Below are 15789 nucleotides of genomic sequence, written 5' to 3'. Positions count from 1 at the left end.
AAATTACGATCTAGATCTGATCAGAGAAATATTATTACCCATATGCTTGACGGAGCCTGAACATGCCGCAGATGCAAAAAGACCGCCCCTGGCTGATCCGCACCTATGCCGGCCATTCCACGGCATCGGCATCCAACGCGCTTTACCGCGCCAACCTGGCCAAGGGGCAGACCGGCCTTTCGGTCGCCTTCGACCTGCCGACCCAGACCGGCTATGACAGCGATCACGTGCTGGCCCGCGGCGAAGTGGGCAAGGTTGGCGTGCCGGTGTGCCATCTCGGCGACATGCGGACCCTGTTCAATGAAATCCCGCTGGAGCAGATGAACACCTCAATGACAATCAACGCCACCGCCCCATGGTTGCTGGCGCTGTACATTGCGGTGGCTGAGGAACAGGGCGCGGATGTGTCGAAACTGCAGGGCACTGTGCAGAACGACCTGATCAAAGAATATCTGAGCCGCGGCACATATGTCTGCCCACCCAAACCCAGCCTCAAGATGATCGCGGATGTGGCAGAGTACTGCTACACCAACGTGCCCAAGTGGAACCCGATGAACGTCTGCTCCTACCACCTGCAGGAGGCCGGCGCGACGCCGGAGCAGGAACTGGCCTTTGCCCTGGCGACCGCGCAGGCGGTGCTGGATGAGCTGAAGCCGCGTATCGCGCCAGAGGATTTCCCGGCAATGGTCGGCCGCATTTCCTTCTTCGTGAACGCAGGCATCCGGTTCGTGACCGAAATGTGCAAGATGCGCGCCTTTGTCGATCTGTGGGATGAAATCTGCGAGAAACGCTATGGCGTTGCCGACCCCAAGTTCCGTCGCTTCCGCTATGGCGTGCAGGTGAACTCGCTTGGGCTGACCGAACAGCAACCGGAAAACAACGTCTACCGCATCCTGATCGAGATGCTGGCGGTGACGCTGTCGAAAAAGGCCCGCGCCCGCGCGGTGCAGCTGCCCGCCTGGAACGAGGCGCTTGGCCTGCCCCGCCCCTGGGACCAGCAATGGTCGATGCGGATGCAACAGATCCTGGCCTATGAGACCGACCTGCTGGAATACGGCGACCTGTTCGACGGCAACCCGGCAGTGGACGCCAAGGTGGAAGAGCTGAAGGAAGGCGCCCGCGCCGAGCTCGCCAACCTGGAATCCATGGGCGGCGCGGTGGCGTCGATTGAATATATGAAAGGCCGTCTGGTTGACTCCAATGCCGAGCGCCTGAACCGGATCGAGAAGAACGAGACAGTGGTGGTCGGCGTCAACAAATGGACAGAGGGCGAGCCCTCACCACTGCAGACCGAGGACGGTGGCATCATGGTTGTCGACCCGGCGGTGGAACAGGAACAGATCAGCCGCCTGAACGCCTGGCGCGGCGCGCGTGACAATGACGCGGTACAGTCAGCACTCGCAGCTCTGCGCACTGCGGCCCGTGATGGCACGAACATCATGGAACCTTCGATTGCCGCCGCGAAGGCCGGCGTCACCACCGGTGAATGGGCCGAAGAAATGCGAAAGGCCTATGGCACCTACCGCGGGCCAACCGGTGTGTCGACATCAGTCTCCAATCGGACGGACGGGTTGGACGATTTGCGAAACGAAGTTAACGCCGTCAGTGACCAACTGGGGCGGCGGTTGAAATTCCTTATCGGCAAGCCCGGTCTCGACGGTCATTCAAACGGCGCTGAACAGATCGCATCGCGGGCACGCGACTGCGGAATGGATATTACGTATGACGGTATACGCATGACCCCAGAGGAACTGGTCGCTTCGGCCTTGGCCGACGATGCACATGTTGTCGGCCTGTCCATCCTCTCGGGGAGCCATATTCCCCTGGTCGAAGATCTGATGATCCGGATGGAAAAGGCAGGGCTTACCCATATTCCCGTAATTGTCGGGGGAATCATTCCTGATGACGATGCAGAAAAGCTCCGCAAAATGGGGGTCGCGCGCATTTACACGCCCAAGGATTTCGAACTGAACGCAATCATGGGGGATATCGTTCAGCTGGCAAAACAACCCAAAACCGTGTCCGCTTAGCGAATTTCCGCAAATTGCAATAATCAATGCAATTTTCTGGCTGAAACAGGTCTGGAAAAAAAGCCATAATTCGATCACTTCTCGTTCTGGGCGAGGAGTGACCATTTATGGAGAAACATTATGTCCTTTGACTTGACCGCGATGTCGCGCAAAGAGCTATTGGAATTGCAAGGCGCTGTTGAAAAGGCCCTCAAGGATGCTGAACAACGTGAGCGTATCGAAGCCCTGAAAGCGGCTGAGGAAGCTGCAGCGAAATATGGTTTCTCGCTTGAAGAAATCGCTGGCAACGGTCGCGCAGCAACCAAAAAGAACAAAGCGGCGCCGAAATACCGCAATCCACAGAACCCGGAAGAAACCTGGACTGGCCGTGGCCGCAAACCCCATTGGGTGCACGCCGCACTGACCGCAGGTGTCGATATTTCCGATCTCGAAATCTGATTTCGAATACTGAGAGCTACGAAATGACCGTCCATATTGGAGCCGAAAAAGGCGAAATTGCGGAAACTGTCCTGCTTCCTGGTGACCCATATCGCGCGAAATGGGCTGCTGAAACCTTTCTGAAAGATGTCCGGCTCGTCAATGAAGTGCGCGGCATGCTGGGTTTCACCGGAACCTGGAATGGCCACCCTGTAACCATTCAGGGCAGCGGCATGGGTATGCCGTCGCTTTCCATCTATGTGAATGAGCTGATCCGCGACTATGGCGCCAAAACGCTGATCCGTATCGGATCCTGTGGTGGCATGCAGGAAAAGGTCAAAATCAGGGATGTCATCCTCGCGATGACAGCCACAACCCTCAGCACGCCGTCCCGTGGCATTTTCAAGGAGGTGAACTTCGCCCCCTGTGCAGACTGGTCACTTCTCCAGGCCGCTGCAAATGCTGCAGCCAGCCGCGATTTGGCTCCGCACGTCGGCGGGATCTACTCCTCCGATGTTTTCTATGACGAGCGCCCCGATCTGAATGAACAGATGGTACGTCATGGCATTCTGGGCGTCGAAATGGAGGCAGCCGAGCTTTACACTCTCGCAGCCCGTTACGACTGCCGCGCCCTGGCCGTGCTGACCGTCTCGGACCATCTGCAAACGGGCGAGGCCCTGCCCTCTGATCAACGCGAGCGCAGCTTTGGCGATATGGTCGAAATCGCCCTTGAGGCGGCTTTTGCCTGATTAGGCTGACCTCTCAGCGATCAAAAAGGCAGCGTCCAGCGCTGCCTTTTTTCGTTCACCCGCGCCCGTGGCTACGGTCATATCCGTTTTGGGCTGGGGGCTCCCACCCCGCCAACGCACCTTCCTTGGGGGCAAAGGTCTCAACCAACAGGGGGTGGCACGGGGCTGTATCGCTTGTGTGCTCCGACCCGCAGTCCCCACCAGGGCAGGCGCTCAGCGCGCCAAGCAGATCAATCTCTGCAAAGAACTCCAGATAATCGCCGGGTCTGACCGGGCTCGCCTTCATGAAATATTGGCCAGTGTCACGGGTAAAGCCGGTACACATGAAAACGTTCAACACATCGTGGACATGGGGCTCTGCCTCGGCCAGAGGGATTCCCAGATGATCCGCCAGCGCCCGCGTCAGATTTGAATGACAGCAATAGTGATAGTCATCCCCGGACAGCAGATTACCGGTATAGGGATCACACCGGGTGCCGATCACATCGTGGACAGATCCACCGTAACTGTCGATCCCGTACCACCCCAGCGTATCCTCAGTAATCGTGGCCATCGGGCGCAGATATGGAAGACTGCTCCACAGACGCTCCCCACGTGTCACATGGGTTCCATGCAGGGCACGGGTTTTGCCCGAGAAAAACCGCTCACTCAGGTCATTCAAGTTCCAGAGGTTCAGATCACCTACTTGGGATCCCTCGACGGATGAAATCCGGAAAAAATGTCCTGCCTGGACAGTGAAACATGCCGCATCACGCGGCTGAACCAGAACTTCCCCGGTTTTCACGGCACCGCTTCGGGCCGCCTGATACAGGTCCAGATCCGGTTTCGGGAGTGTTTCGTTGGGATAGCAGATCACGGGTTTAACCGCGCGGCGCTCTGCCGCGTCTGCTGGCGCCTCAGCCGCTGAGACGGGCTGGGTGTGTTGAGACATGGGCGCAAACCTTCCTGTTGTTTGCGCCCATCAAATCCTCAGATGCCACCAGAGACAAGTGATTGTTCCCAAAGCGACCATCGGGAACAGTCACAATCAGATGACCACAACATCCAGCGGGGGGAAGCCGTTGAAGCCAACGGTCGAATAGGTGCTGGTGTAGGCGCCGCACGCGTGGATCACCACACGATCTCCAGCTTTCAGAGCCAGCGGCAGTTGGTACAGCTGTTTTTCGTACAGCACATCGGCACTGTCGCAGGACGGTCCGGCCAAAATGCAGGGGCCAGTCTGCGCCTCACCATGGTCTGTGGTGATCCTGTAACGGATCGCTTCGTCCATGGTTTCGGCAAGGCCAGAGAACTTGCCAATATCGAGATAGACCCAACGATGCAGGTCATCCGCGTCCTTGCGCGACACCAGCAGAACTTCGGCAGCAATCGCGCCCGCCTCAGCAACCAGGCCACGACCCGGCTCTGCCATGATCTCGGCCGCATCCGGAAAACGGGCGTTGACCAGTTCCATCACTTCGCGGGCATATTGGTTGGGTGCCATCACCTCGGTGCCATAGCTGGCCGGGAAACCGCCACCAATGTTCAGCAGGCGCAGGCCATGACCAGCGTCTTTTGCGGCTTTCCAAACCGCGGCAACCTGATCAAGCGTATCAGCCCACATCTGAGGTTCGCGAGTTTGCGAGCCCACGTGGAAGGACAGGCCAGAGACCTCCAGTCCAAGATCACGAGCCTCGTCCATCAGGCTCAGCGCCATTGCGGCGGAGCAGCCAAATTTCCGGCTCAGCGGCCAGTCGGCGCCAGTTGCCTCTACCAGCAGACGAATACACACATGCGCGCCCGGGGCGTGCTGAGCCAGCTTTTCCAGCTCGGCTGTTGCATCGGCCGCAAAATGGGTGATCCCGATCTCATGGGCAAAAGCAATGTCTGCGGGTCGCTTGATGGTGTTGCCAAAGGTGATCTGTGCAGGTTTTGCACCAGCCGCGAGACACAGCTCGATCTCGGCGCGGCTGGCAGCATCGAAATTGGCACCCATGCGGGTCAACCGGCGCAGGATCTGCGGAGCCGGGTTGGCCTTGACGGCATAGTGGATGCGGGCGCGGCCGAGGCCTTGCGCGAGTGCGGCGTATTGCCGGGCAACAGCTTGGCTGTCAACAACCAGTGTCGGGCGTTCAAACGCGGTCTGTGCGATGTAGGACAGGTGGCGAGAAACGGGGACAATAGCATCTTGACGGGCAAGTTGCCCGGTTACGTTTGCGTTCATGGTCATCTCCAAAAGACCCGGCCATCTATGACCGCTCACTTCAATCAGAGACGTTACCGTCGCTACGTAACCATGGGGGATAACCCTTGGGACAGAGGCGCGTGCGTTGGCGTCTGTGCGCCATATCCATCAAACGCACGAGTCGATCAAGTGTTTTTTTACGTGGAACCCCCTTATTTTTATGGCTGAATTTGATCAGATTTCAGCCATGCGCATTTTGCAGGGCTCAGGCTTTTTTCTGCGGTTTCAAACACACGCGAGGATTGTCGTCACCAGCCTGCACCGCACCACAGGACGCGCAACGCCACTGTCCCGCCGACCTTTCCTGCCGCCAGCGGCAGTCCCGACTAAGGGAGGACGTATTGTGGCGCCAAAGGAAATACCCCATGACGCCAACAAGCAGAATGAGAATAAGGATGGGCATGTCGCCTATCTAAAGTGCGGTCAAATCAGCTGCAACCAGCCTATTTTGTTATGCGGCAGCGAAATAGTCGACCACCCCATCTGTGTCTTCATCGCGGACCGGCGCAACGGTTTCGGGGGTGTAATAAGCCCAGGCTTGCTCAAGATGAGCCAGCGCTTCGGCGGCAACGGTTGGCTTCGGGGCCTCGGTGGAATTGGCGGCTTGCGGCAGGAGGGATTGGGTCATCTGTTCGGTCCTATGCAGGGGTTATCTCTTCCCTGCCCCCAATTTAGACCCGCCTTCACCCGTCTGCAGCAGCCACCTTGGCAAAACCGTCATGCGCAGGGCGCAACCCAAGCCCCTACCCCAGCATCAACTCTCCCGCGAGGCCAAGGGCAAACCCCGCCACACCACCAAGAGCTGGCCAGCTGGCACGGTCAGCATGGGCCTTGGGCGCGACATCCTGAAACAGCAGATAGAGAATTCCACCGGCTGCAAAGATCATGATTCCACCAAGCACATCCGGCATATCCGCAAGCCAGACCAGACCTGCGATGGCACAAAAAGGCCCCAGTGCTGCAAGGCCGACAAAGACCATCAAAACCTGCAGCGCAGATCTGTCCCGCTGCCACATGTCGCGAAAGGCCGCAAAGCCCTCTGGAAGGTTCTGAAGAAAGATCATGACCGCCAGCAATATTGCCGTGCTGCTTTGACTGACCAGCATTGCCCCCAAGGCCATCGCCTCAGGGAGGAAATCCAGTACCATCGCCAAAAGCAAGGCGCCACTGCCACCGATCCGGTTCAGCGTGGTGTCGACCCAGGCAAAGACCAGCCCGCCTGCTGCCAAAAGGGATAGAGCCACCAGTGGTGAGAGGGCCTCTGCCCCGTGAGGCACCAAAACCAGTGCCACAGCAGAGAGCAGGGCACCGCCGCCAAATGCCGTAATCGCATGCAATACGCCATCGCGCAGACGTGCGTCGCTGATGTGCTCCCAACGGGCAAGCAGCCCGCCAAGTGGCATCGAAAGCCCAGCCAGACCAGCCAGCAGAATAGCAGTAAGAAGTGGCGACATTCCGGAACGTTAGCAGACAAAAGCGCGGTGGCAACCGGCACAAACAAAAACGCCGCCTGCGATCGGCAGGCGGCGTTATGTCATTCTGTGCAGATACGATCAGACCGCGCGATCAACCATCATTTGCTTGATGTGCGAAATCGCCTTCGCCGGGTTCAGACCTTTGGGGCAGGTCTTGGCGCAGTTCATGATGGTATGGCAGCGATACAGCTTGAAGGGATCTTCCAGCTCATCCAGACGTTCGCCCGTCGCCTCATCGCGGCTGTCGATGATCCAACGATAGGCGTGCAGCAGCGCGGCCGGCCCGAGATAGCGATCGCCATTCCACCAGTAGGAGGGGCAGGAGGTAGAGCAGGACGCGCACATCACGCACTCATACAGCCCGTCCAGCTTCTTGCGGTCCTCGATGGACTGCTTCCATTCTTTCGCCGGGCGGTTGGTCTTGGTTTCCAGCCACGGCATGATCGAGGCATGCTGCGCGTAGAAATGGGTGAGGTCCGGGATCAGGTCTTTCACCACCGGCATGTGCGGCAGCGGGTAGATTTTGACATCGCCCTTGATCTCATCAAGACCATAGATACAGGCCAGCGTGTTGATCCCATCGATGTTCATCGCACAGGATCCACAGATGCCTTCCCGACAGGACCGACGGAAGGTCAGGGTCGGATCAATCTCGTTCTTGATCTTGATCAGCGCGTCCAGAACCATCGGGCCGCATTTGTCCATATCGACGAAATAGGTATCCACACGCGGGTTTTTCCCATCGTCCGGGTTCCAGCGGTAGATGCTGAACTTGCGCACATTGGTTGCGCCTTCGGGCTTGGGCCAGGTTTTACCCGTGGTGATCTTGGAATTTTTCGGAAGTGCGAATTCGACCATAGATCGTTCTCCTTGCTTAGCTGCCCACCAGACGCAGGCGGCACGCGCTGCGACGGCAGGAGATCGGTGTACCCGCCCCGGCAGCCAAGCCGGAACGAAGGTCAGTCAGTGTGTCGGCCCGAAGGTCCGAAAATGCATATGTGCTGAAGGTCATTGCAACAGCCCCTCTGCCGGGATCAGCTTGTGATGCGTCAGCCCCGCGAGACGCGCAGCATCATCGGGATACCTGCGAGAAAGCCCCCGCATCAGCGCCTCGTCACGGGCGGCAAGGTGCAGGATCGCCAGATATTCGCCGTCATCCATCATGCGCTGCCAGCGCTGGTCAGTCCGAAGGCCAAAGGCACTGCCAGAGGCCTGTTCGTCAAAAGATGACCCGCCACCGTAGCTCTGGACCACCCCCAGCGAATTGTCCCTTACCAACAGCCCCAGTCGGCCAAGACACGCCGCGCGGTAAGCCTCGTCTTTCACCCATTGGTCGTAGTCGATGACCACAAGGGCGAGCGCATCGGCCTCGGCTGCGAGGTCAAGCATCTTGCGGTAGCTGTCGATGGCACGCATCACCACACCGCTGCGATGTGCCAGCGAGAAATCCGGGTTGCGCTGCAGCTTCTTCACCAGAGACGCCGACCAGTTCAGAAAGCCGCGCAGCAGGATGACATCTGCTGAAATCAGGGTTTCATCCAGCTCTCCGGACACAGGGCGCGACAGACAGTGATCCGATGGAACGACGTCTTCATAAGACATCAGCATCAAACCGCCCTGCCCCATTCGGGCGCCAAGCACAGATAAATCGCTACTGTCCTGACGCGAAACCCGCTGCCCGTTTTTTTCCACGCCATGATGGTGCGCAAACGGCATGCGCGCTGCCTTGCAGTTGTTGAAAAACAACGCCTGCCCCTTGGGGGCATTGCGCTGCAGCCAGTTCGCAACCGCGTGGTTTCCGCATCGACGCATGCCGAACATGCGCAGCACCGTATCAGGCTGCCAGCTGCCAAGCGGCCACTGTGCAGGTGAAACCATGCGGGTCGGACTATCCGCAACCGTCATCATGCGAGGCCCCGCCCGTGCGCGATCAGCCCCCGAAAACGGGAGCTGATGCAGTAAGGGTATGCCGGGGCACATCGCAGCACGGTCTTAGAAGGTCCGTGCCTTAGGTGCGATCTTCGCCTCGCTGATGCCACCTTCTGCTTCGGTGGTCAGCGGGTCGAGGATCACCGGGCGATAGGTCAGATCAACCTTGTTGCCTTCAATCCGGCTGACGGTGTGGACGCGCCAGTTTTCGTCGTCACGGGTGGTGAAGTCCTCATGCGCGTGGGCACCCCGGCTTTCCTTGCGTGCCTCAGCGCCAACGATCGTGGCCAGCGCATTGGGCATCAGGTTGGTCAGCTCCAGCGTTTCCATCAGGTCAGAGTTCCAGACCAGAGACCGGTCGGTCACGGCCAGATCGTCCATCTTGGCCGCAATCGCGGTCATCTTCTCGACGCCCTCTGCCATGGTTTCGGAGGTCCGGAAGACGGCAGCGTCGCTCTGCATGGTGCGCTGCATTTCCAGACGCAGATCTGCAGTCGGGATCGCACCCTTGGCGTGGCGCAGTGTGTCGAACCGGCCAAACGCCTTGTCGACCTGAGCCTGATTGAGCTCGGGGTTGGGGCTGTTCGGATCAACAACCTTGCCCGCACGGATCGCAGCCGCGCGGCCAAACACCACGAGATCGATCAGCGAGTTGGAGCCAAGGCGGTTGGCGCCATGCACCGAGGCACAGCCTGCTTCACCCACGGCCATCAGACCCGGAACAACTGCGTTGGGATCCTCTGCCGTCGGGTTCAGCACTTCGCCCCAATAGTTGGTCGGAATGCCGCCCATGTTGTAGTGCACGGTGGGCAGAACCGGGATCGGTTCTTTGGTCACGTCAACACCGGCAAAGATCTTGGCGCTTTCCGAAATACCCGGCAGACGCTCTGCCAGTGCTTCGGCCGGCAGGTGGCTCAGGTTCAGGTGAATATGGTCCCCGTGCTCGCCCACGCCGCGACCTTCGCGGATCTCCATTGTCATGGAGCGGCTGACGTAATCGCGCGGCGCCAGATCCTTGTACTGGGGCGCATAGCGCTCCATGAAGCGTTCGCCTTCGGAGTTGGTCAGGTAACCACCCTCGCCACGCGCACCTTCCGTGATCAGACAGCCCGAGCCGTAGATGCCAGTTGGGTGGAATTGCACGAATTCCATGTCCTGAAGCGCCAGGCCCGCACGCGCCACCATGCCGCCGCCGTCGCCGGTGCAGGTATGCGCCGATGTGGCAGAGAAATAGGCGCGGCCGTAGCCGCCGGTCGCCAGCACCACCATCTTGGCATTGAAGACATGCATGGTGCCGTCATCGAGCTTCCAGCAGACAACGCCCTGGCATTGCCCGTCTTCGGACATGATCAGGTCGATGGCGAAATACTCGATGTAGAACTCGGCGTTGTTCTTCAGCGACTGGCCATACAGCGTGTGCAGGATGGCGTGGCCGGTCCGGTCAGCAGCGGCACAGGTGCGCTGCACTGCGGGGCCTTCGCCGAACTCGGTGGTGTGGCCGCCGAACGGGCGCTGATAGATCTTGCCTTCCTCGGTACGCGAGAACGGCACGCCGTAGTGCTCCAGCTCGTAAACCGCCTTGGGCGCCTCACGTGCGAGGTATTCCATTGCGTCGGTGTCGCCCAGCCAGTCGGAGCCTTTGACGGTGTCATACATGTGCCACTGCCAGTGGTCGGGGCCCATGTTGGCCAGCGACGCGGCGATACCGCCCTGCGCTGCAACCGTGTGGGAACGGGTCGGGAAGACCTTGGTCACACAGGCCGTGCGCAGACCCTGTTCCGCCATCCCCAGCGTCGCGCGCAGACCCGCGCCACCTGCGCCTACAACAACAACGTCGTAGTCGTGGGTTTCGTATTCATATGCTGCTGTCATCATCAGTTTCCTTTTGCGCGCAGAGCTCAGAGGGCCAGCTTGATCAGGGCGAGCAGCCCCGCAGCAATCAAAGAATATGCAAACGCGGTCGCGGCGATCGTTGCCATCCGCTCGGACACGCCGTGCATGTAGTCCTCAATCGCCTCACGCACTTCGTGCAGTGTGTGCAGCACGATCACGATCATGCTCAGCGCGGTGAGAATTGCGGGAACCGGACGGGAGAAATAGGCCAGAACCTCTTCGTAGGTTCCGCCCAGCCCTGCACCAACGGTAAAGACGAACACCGGAACAGCGGGCACCAAGAGCGTCGAGGTGACAATCGCATTCCAGTGGGTTTTCGTGCCAGTGCGGCCAGATCCAAGCCCCTGAGCGCGTTTGCGGTCTGTCAGATACTGCATCCCTTGCTCCTTACAACACAATCGCGGTGAAAACGGTCAGCGCCGTCGCCGCGATGAACATGCCCTGGCCCATCTTCTCAGATGTCTCAACATCAAGGCAGTGACCGAAATCCCAGATGACGTGGCGCAGACGGCCAAGCATCAGGTACCAAATCGACCATGTCGCGCCGAGCAGGATGATATCGCCCAGCCAGCCGCGAAGCAGGCCGTCGATGAACCCGAATGCCGCTTCGGAGGTCGCGGCGGCAAGCAACCACCAGACAGCAAGCAGCATGAGGAAGAAAATCGCGATACCTGTTGCCCGCACAAAGATCGACGAAGCAGACGTCAGCTGAGGGCGGTAGATTTGCAAGTGTGGCGAAAGCGGGCGATTGCCCCGATTTACATCGGCCATGTTGGCTCCTTTCCGGTTGGCTGACGACGTTTTAGCGGTTTTTTGCGTCGTGTCACGCAAACGAGGGGTAAAAATGCGCAGTTATTCCTGCAAATGCCAGGAAAACCACATTTTGTGATCACTTAGATCAAGCGCGTGATCACAAATTATTTTTCCCTTAATTTCTTACAGAATCAGACAGGGTTCGGTTTTTCAGTTGCGACGCAGATCCTCCCCTGGCAGTCCAGCAGTCTGCTCTGCCACTTCCCGCAGGAGTTTCTGGCGAATTGCATCCGGATATTCTTCAAAGGTTGCAGCGGTTTGCACGAAGGCCCCTTCGCCTGTGATCACTTCTTCAAAGAAGTAGTCCGTCAGGGCGGGCTCGCTGTCTTCAATCGCCAGCGCATTGACCGTCACGCCAGCCGCGCGCAACGCTGGATGCACATCACCGGGGGCCACCCCTTCGTTCGAAAACCCATCGCCCGAAACATCGATTAGACGCCTGCGACAATCCGGCACGGCGGAAAACTGAGCCAAAGCCAGTTCAAGCGCCTCTCCGATACCTGTTGCAAAGTTCCGCCAAGGACGCGGCAGGCCCGAGATCTCGTTGGACAATCGATCCACATCGCTGAAGTCCGAGATGGCGACCCAAGGGAGAGACAGCTCCTGGCGACCGCTTCCTGACCACTGGATGACCGCCACGCGCGCTTCTCCCCGCACCAGTGCCTCGGCGATGATCCCATCTCGAAGCGCTGCCGCAAGCCCGTCCATCTGGATCCGGTATTCGTCGATGTCGACGCTGCCGGAAACATCGACAGCCAGCACAAGCGCAAGATCACAGGCACGCAGCATACGCGCGCCAAAAACAAGGTGCAGGCAGGTCAGAACAAGAAAAAGGCGCGTCATCTGCATAGGCCCAGCCTAGCGGCCCGTTTTGATCCGCCCTACTCTTTTTCCCGTGAGGCCGCTACCGCGCGATCTCTTCTCCTGCAAAGAGACGCTCCATGACTGCCCAACGGGCGAGCGGGCGGCGTGCCTTGCGGCTGTAGGCAAACCAGCATCCGCCACCTGCGAGCTGGTCCCATTGTCGGCAGATCGGGAGCCCCGCCAACGCACAATAAAGGAGTGTTCCAACTGCACCGTGGCCACAAATGATCAGCGCATGGCCGTCATGATCAGCTTCGGCTGCCATTACTTCTCGCAAGATGCGCGCCTGAGCATCGCTCGCCGCCTCCCATCCGCGCATTGATCTATCGGGATTAGCAAAGAACGCGTCCGCCTGCGCCTCAAACAGCGGTGGGGCCAGAAACCCGGTGCTGGAGCGATCATTCTCATGGGTACCAGGCCGGACGTCGACGCGCGTACCAAGTGCGGCGGCAAGTGGCGCAGCGGTTTCGACCGCCTTGCGTTCCGCGCTGGCGACAACAGCCACAGCGCCGCCCAGATCCGCTGCCGCAATGTGGTCAGCCAACGCATCAACCCTTTGCCGCCCTTCCACAGACAGCTGCCAGTTGGGAACCGGCACATCCGGGTCACTCAAAACCTGCGGGTGGGTCAGGTAGATCACCATGTCAGGGCTGAGCGTGGCCAAGGTGATCCTCCCGTAATCCGCCGATCAATCAGACCGGCATCAGCGCCCAATAGTCCAGATCAAGCAACACCTCCGGCAGGTATTTGCCGTCATCGCCCCGCAGCGCGAACGGTTCGCCGCCGCTGGTCGCAACCAGACGCAGGCGGATCGCACCGACACCCGGCACGCCGGTTTCGGCCTTGTCCAAAACCTCAGACCACGCCCGGATCGTCGTGCCCGACGTACAGGGGTTCGCATGGGCGCCCCCATTCAGACCAACGATCATCTGTGCATTTGCGAGACCATTGAACGACAGAGCCCTCGCCATCGAGATCACATGCCCCCCATAGATCAGCCGCGACCCGTCAGGCCGGGCTGTGGTGTCGAAATGAACCTTTGCCGTATTCTGCCACAGGCGCGTTGCCAGCATGTGCTCGGCCTCTTCGACCGTCACGCCATCCACGTGATCGATCTGTTCGCCAATTTCATAGTCCGCCAAACGGTGGGCTTCACCAGCCTGCACAAAGTCGTAGCTGTCAAACTGCAGGCCTGCAGGAACCACCAGATCTTCGGCTCGGATCACATTTTGGAGCTCCGGGATGACCGTCTGCGGGGCAGGCGCATCCAGATCACCTTTGCGCACCATGACCCAGCGCACATAGTCCAGCACCAGATCATCATGCTGGTTCAACCCACGGGTCCGGACATACACAACACCGGATTTCCCGTTGGAGTTCTGCTTGACCCCGATCACCTCACTCTCGGCGCGCAGGGTGTCCCCGGCGTAAACCGGTCGATGCCACCGTCCCTCTGCATAGCCTAGATTGGCCACTGCGTTCAGCGACACATCCGGCACGGTCTTTCCAAAGACCAGATGAAACGCCGCCAGATCGTCCAGCGGCGCCTCGGGCAGACCACATCCGCGCGCGAATTCATCCGAGGAATACAGGGCGTGTCGCGCCGGGTAGAGCGCGTGATACAAGGCTCGCTCTCCCCCCGACACCGTGCGAGGGACCGCGTGCCGCAGCACATCCCCCACAGCGTAATCCTCAAAAAACCGGCCCGCATTGGTCTTGGCCATCAGTGCTCTCCCAGCTTGGTATCAGGGGTGTAGGTGCCCGGCACATCCTTCACGACGGATTGACCGCAGCGCATGATCCCTTTCACTGGATCAAAGGTTTGGGTGGGGCTACCGTACAGCTCCCAGCCCTTGTTGAGCGCGTCAGTCACCTTATGGCAAAATGCCGATGTGTCGTCTTCCGACAAAAAACGATAGAGTTTCATGCGTTAGCCTCCGAATGGCGAGGGGCCGACAAGCCCGTGGATATAGCCGATCACACCCATCAGAATGATCGAGGCGACAAAGAACATGCCGTCCTTGGCATAGCTGCCTTTGGGGCCCGGTGCCCAGGTTGGCTCTGCCCGGTTGATCAGCATGATCTGGACCGGCACATAGGCCAGCAGACCACCAAACAGAATGATCGACGCCAGATCACCGTTCACCAGCAGGTGCGCAATCGCCCATAGCGCAAACCCCGTCAGCATCGGATGCCGCATCCCATTCAAGAGCGCACCCTTCTTGGGCGCGGGCGACATCAGGAACAAGGCGATCAGAACCAGCGTGTTGTTGATGTGCACCATGAAAGATGGCGGCGCCCAAACATAGATGAACTCCATGCTGCGATAGCCGAGCACCATCAAAACGATCGCAGCAACCAATGCCAGTGCGACCAGCCCCTTGCCCTTTTCCCCAAGGCTCGCCCGCTGCTCAGGCATGAGGCGTTTGAAGAAATGTGCCCCCCACCAGATCAGGATGCCTAAAAGCAATACTGCCATGTCAGTCTCCTACAGATATTTGACTGACTAAACGCCTAGGCGGAAACGGCCGCGATTGCATCAGCTTTCGCAAGGATCTCGCGGGCGGTTGCCACATGCAGGTTCTCGACAATCTTGCCATCCACAACAGCGACCCCCTGACCGGCGGCCTCTGCCTCCTCAAATGCCGCGATCTGGCGGCGGGACAGGTCGATTTCCGCCTCAGACGGAGCAAAGGCCGCATTCGCCACATCCACCTGCGCCGGATGGATCAGCGTCTTGCCATCAAAGCCCATGTCTCGGCCCTGTTCGCATTCTGCTGCCAAACCCTCTGCGTCTTTGAAAGCGTTGTACACACCATCGACGATGATGATGCCTTCCGCCTTGGCCGCGAGCAGACATTGCCCCAAGCCCGCCATCAGAGGGAGCCGGTCGGGACGAAACCGCACCTGCAGCTCCTTGGCGAGATCATTGGTGCCCATCACCATCCCCTGCAGCAGCGGGTGCGCCGCAATCGCCGCCGCGTTCAGGATACCCCGAGGCGTTTCCATCATCGCCCAGATCGGCAGATCACCGGTAATGGCAGCAAGCGCATTCAGATCGTCAGGCGATGACACCTTTGGCAAAAGGACCGCATCACAGGCCATCTTGGTGACAGCTTCTGCATCCGATCGGCCCCATGTGGTATCCAATCCATTGATGCGCACAATCTTCATTCGGGCGCCATATCCACCCTCTGCAAGGGCCGCCCCAAGCGTGTCGCGCGCGTTGACCTTTTCATCTGCAGAGACCGCATCCTCTAGGTCAAAGATGATCGCATCCACCGGCAGTCCGCGCGCCTTTTCCAGCGCCCGCGGTTTGGATCCGGGAATATAAAGAACCGAACGGTACGGACGGGTGCGCGGATCCATATGCGATCTCCTCTGGGTCATTTTGT

The 15789-nt window shown here is 59.2% G+C and carries 18 protein-coding genes; 3 read left to right on the top strand and 15 right to left on the bottom strand.

Going from position 1 to position 15789, the window contains the following annotated elements; translation table 11 throughout:
• The first annotated feature begins 62 nt into the window (after positions 1-62).
• From NIT7645_RS12075 to deoD, 3 genes are all read left to right on the top strand, one after another.
• Complete coding sequence (locus NIT7645_RS12075) at positions 63-2030, top strand: ethylmalonyl-CoA mutase (protein WP_008562889.1); 1968 nt, start codon at positions 63-65, stop codon at positions 2028-2030.
• Positions 2031-2150: 120 nt separating this feature from the next.
• Positions 2151-2468: an H-NS histone family protein gene (locus NIT7645_RS12070; RefSeq protein WP_008561338.1), complete on the top strand. Its 318-nt coding sequence runs from the start codon at positions 2151-2153 to the stop codon at positions 2466-2468.
• Positions 2469-2491: 23 nt separating this feature from the next.
• Entirely contained in the window at positions 2492-3196 is a 705-nt protein-coding gene (gene deoD / locus NIT7645_RS12065; RefSeq protein ID WP_008561578.1) for a purine-nucleoside phosphorylase, read from the top strand.
• Positions 3197-3251: 55 nt separating this feature from the next.
• On the opposite strand, the gene NIT7645_RS12060 is transcribed toward deoD, so the two are convergent.
• From NIT7645_RS12060 to NIT7645_RS11995, 15 genes are all read right to left on the bottom strand, one after another.
• The gene (locus tag NIT7645_RS12060; protein ID WP_008561084.1) at positions 3252-4127 is read right to left on the bottom strand and encodes an urea carboxylase-associated family protein; all 876 of its coding nucleotides are present in this window, start codon (positions 4125-4127) and stop codon (positions 3252-3254) included.
• A 96-nt stretch (positions 4128-4223) separates the two neighbouring features.
• Complete coding sequence (locus NIT7645_RS12055) at positions 4224-5405, bottom strand: type III PLP-dependent enzyme (RefSeq protein WP_037302568.1); 1182 nt, start codon at positions 5403-5405, stop codon at positions 4224-4226.
• A gap of 466 nt (positions 5406-5871) precedes the next feature.
• Complete coding sequence (locus tag NIT7645_RS19540) at positions 5872-6048, bottom strand: hypothetical protein (RefSeq protein WP_008560263.1); 177 nt, start codon at positions 6046-6048, stop codon at positions 5872-5874.
• Positions 6049-6163: 115 nt separating this feature from the next.
• Entirely contained in the window at positions 6164-6874 is a 711-nt protein-coding gene (locus NIT7645_RS12050; RefSeq protein ID WP_008559815.1) for a ZIP family metal transporter, read from the bottom strand.
• A gap of 99 nt (positions 6875-6973) precedes the next feature.
• Positions 6974-7753 carry a succinate dehydrogenase iron-sulfur subunit gene (locus NIT7645_RS12045; protein ID WP_008559389.1) on the bottom strand — a complete coding sequence of 260 codons (780 nt, stop codon included), beginning with the start codon at positions 7751-7753 and terminating at the stop codon, positions 6974-6976.
• 150 nt (positions 7754-7903) lie between these two features.
• Positions 7904-8803 (bottom strand): hypothetical protein, encoded by a 900-nt coding sequence (locus tag NIT7645_RS12040; protein ID WP_008559267.1) that lies wholly within the window; start codon positions 8801-8803, stop codon positions 7904-7906.
• Positions 8804-8887: 84 nt separating this feature from the next.
• Entirely contained in the window at positions 8888-10696 is a 1809-nt protein-coding gene (gene sdhA, locus NIT7645_RS12035; protein ID WP_037302975.1) for a succinate dehydrogenase flavoprotein subunit, read from the bottom strand.
• 26 nt (positions 10697-10722) lie between these two features.
• Positions 10723-11094, bottom strand: coding sequence for a succinate dehydrogenase, hydrophobic membrane anchor protein (gene sdhD, locus NIT7645_RS12030; protein WP_008560830.1), 372 nt, complete (start codon positions 11092-11094; stop codon positions 10723-10725).
• 10 nt (positions 11095-11104) lie between these two features.
• The gene (gene sdhC, locus NIT7645_RS12025; protein WP_008563151.1) at positions 11105-11488 is read right to left on the bottom strand and encodes a succinate dehydrogenase, cytochrome b556 subunit; all 384 of its coding nucleotides are present in this window, start codon (positions 11486-11488) and stop codon (positions 11105-11107) included.
• 192 nt (positions 11489-11680) lie between these two features.
• Positions 11681-12373, bottom strand: coding sequence for a DUF1194 domain-containing protein (locus tag NIT7645_RS12020; protein ID WP_037302977.1), 693 nt, complete (start codon positions 12371-12373; stop codon positions 11681-11683).
• 61 nt (positions 12374-12434) lie between these two features.
• Positions 12435-13058 carry a histidine phosphatase family protein gene (locus NIT7645_RS12015; RefSeq protein ID WP_008559384.1) on the bottom strand — a complete coding sequence of 208 codons (624 nt, stop codon included), beginning with the start codon at positions 13056-13058 and terminating at the stop codon, positions 12435-12437.
• A gap of 28 nt (positions 13059-13086) precedes the next feature.
• Complete coding sequence (locus tag NIT7645_RS12010) at positions 13087-14118, bottom strand: MaoC family dehydratase (protein ID WP_008562915.1); 1032 nt, start codon at positions 14116-14118, stop codon at positions 13087-13089.
• Positions 14118-14321, bottom strand: a complete 204-nt coding sequence (locus NIT7645_RS12005) for a DUF1737 domain-containing protein (RefSeq protein WP_037302570.1) — start codon at positions 14319-14321, stop codon at positions 14118-14120. Before NIT7645_RS12005 ends, NIT7645_RS12010 begins: the two co-directional genes overlap by 1 nt.
• Before the next feature lie 3 nt (positions 14322-14324).
• A complete protein-coding gene (locus tag NIT7645_RS12000) occupies positions 14325-14873 on the bottom strand; it encodes an NnrU family protein (RefSeq protein ID WP_008562493.1) in 549 nt (182 codons plus the stop codon).
• Positions 14874-14908: 35 nt separating this feature from the next.
• Positions 14909-15763, bottom strand: coding sequence for an HpcH/HpaI aldolase/citrate lyase family protein (locus tag NIT7645_RS11995; RefSeq protein WP_008560389.1), 855 nt, complete (start codon positions 15761-15763; stop codon positions 14909-14911).
• Positions 15764-15789 lie beyond the last annotated feature (26 nt).

The sequence above is a fragment of the Phaeobacter italicus genome (assembly GCF_001258055.1).
Lineage (GTDB): Bacteria > Pseudomonadota > Alphaproteobacteria > Rhodobacterales > Rhodobacteraceae > Phaeobacter > Phaeobacter italicus.
The sequence above is the reverse complement of the archived record's forward strand: the minus strand, read 5'-3'. Positions and strand labels throughout refer to the sequence as shown.

Excerpts from the sequence above, each read along its gene's own strand:
- NIT7645_RS12075 (WP_008562889.1), top strand. The coding sequence starts at position 63 with ATGCCGCAGATGCAAAAAGACCGCCCCTGGCTGATCCGCACCTATGCC.
- NIT7645_RS12070 (WP_008561338.1), top strand. The coding sequence starts at position 2,151 with ATGTCCTTTGACTTGACCGCGATGTCGCGCAAAGAGCTATTGGAATTG.
- deoD (WP_008561578.1), top strand. The coding sequence starts at position 2,492 with ATGACCGTCCATATTGGAGCCGAAAAAGGCGAAATTGCGGAAACTGTC.
- NIT7645_RS12060 (WP_008561084.1), bottom strand. The coding sequence starts at position 4,127 with ATGTCTCAACACACCCAGCCCGTCTCAGCGGCTGAGGCGCCAGCAGAC.
- NIT7645_RS12055 (WP_037302568.1), bottom strand. The coding sequence starts at position 5,405 with ATGACCATGAACGCAAACGTAACCGGGCAACTTGCCCGTCAAGATGCT.
- NIT7645_RS19540 (WP_008560263.1), bottom strand. The coding sequence starts at position 6,048 with ATGACCCAATCCCTCCTGCCGCAAGCCGCCAATTCCACCGAGGCCCCG.
- NIT7645_RS12050 (WP_008559815.1), bottom strand. The coding sequence starts at position 6,874 with ATGTCGCCACTTCTTACTGCTATTCTGCTGGCTGGTCTGGCTGGGCTT.
- NIT7645_RS12045 (WP_008559389.1), bottom strand. The coding sequence starts at position 7,753 with ATGGTCGAATTCGCACTTCCGAAAAATTCCAAGATCACCACGGGTAAA.
- NIT7645_RS12040 (WP_008559267.1), bottom strand. The coding sequence starts at position 8,803 with ATGATGACGGTTGCGGATAGTCCGACCCGCATGGTTTCACCTGCACAG.
- sdhA (WP_037302975.1), bottom strand. The coding sequence starts at position 10,696 with ATGACAGCAGCATATGAATACGAAACCCACGACTACGACGTTGTTGTT.
- sdhD (WP_008560830.1), bottom strand. The coding sequence starts at position 11,094 with ATGCAGTATCTGACAGACCGCAAACGCGCTCAGGGGCTTGGATCTGGC.
- sdhC (WP_008563151.1), bottom strand. The coding sequence starts at position 11,488 with ATGGCCGATGTAAATCGGGGCAATCGCCCGCTTTCGCCACACTTGCAA.
- NIT7645_RS12020 (WP_037302977.1), bottom strand. The coding sequence starts at position 12,373 with ATGACGCGCCTTTTTCTTGTTCTGACCTGCCTGCACCTTGTTTTTGGC.
- NIT7645_RS12010 (WP_008562915.1), bottom strand. The coding sequence starts at position 14,118 with ATGGCCAAGACCAATGCGGGCCGGTTTTTTGAGGATTACGCTGTGGGG.
- NIT7645_RS12005 (WP_037302570.1), bottom strand. The coding sequence starts at position 14,321 with ATGAAACTCTATCGTTTTTTGTCGGAAGACGACACATCGGCATTTTGC.
- NIT7645_RS12000 (WP_008562493.1), bottom strand. The coding sequence starts at position 14,873 with ATGGCAGTATTGCTTTTAGGCATCCTGATCTGGTGGGGGGCACATTTC.
- NIT7645_RS11995 (WP_008560389.1), bottom strand. The coding sequence starts at position 15,763 with ATGGATCCGCGCACCCGTCCGTACCGTTCGGTTCTTTATATTCCCGGA.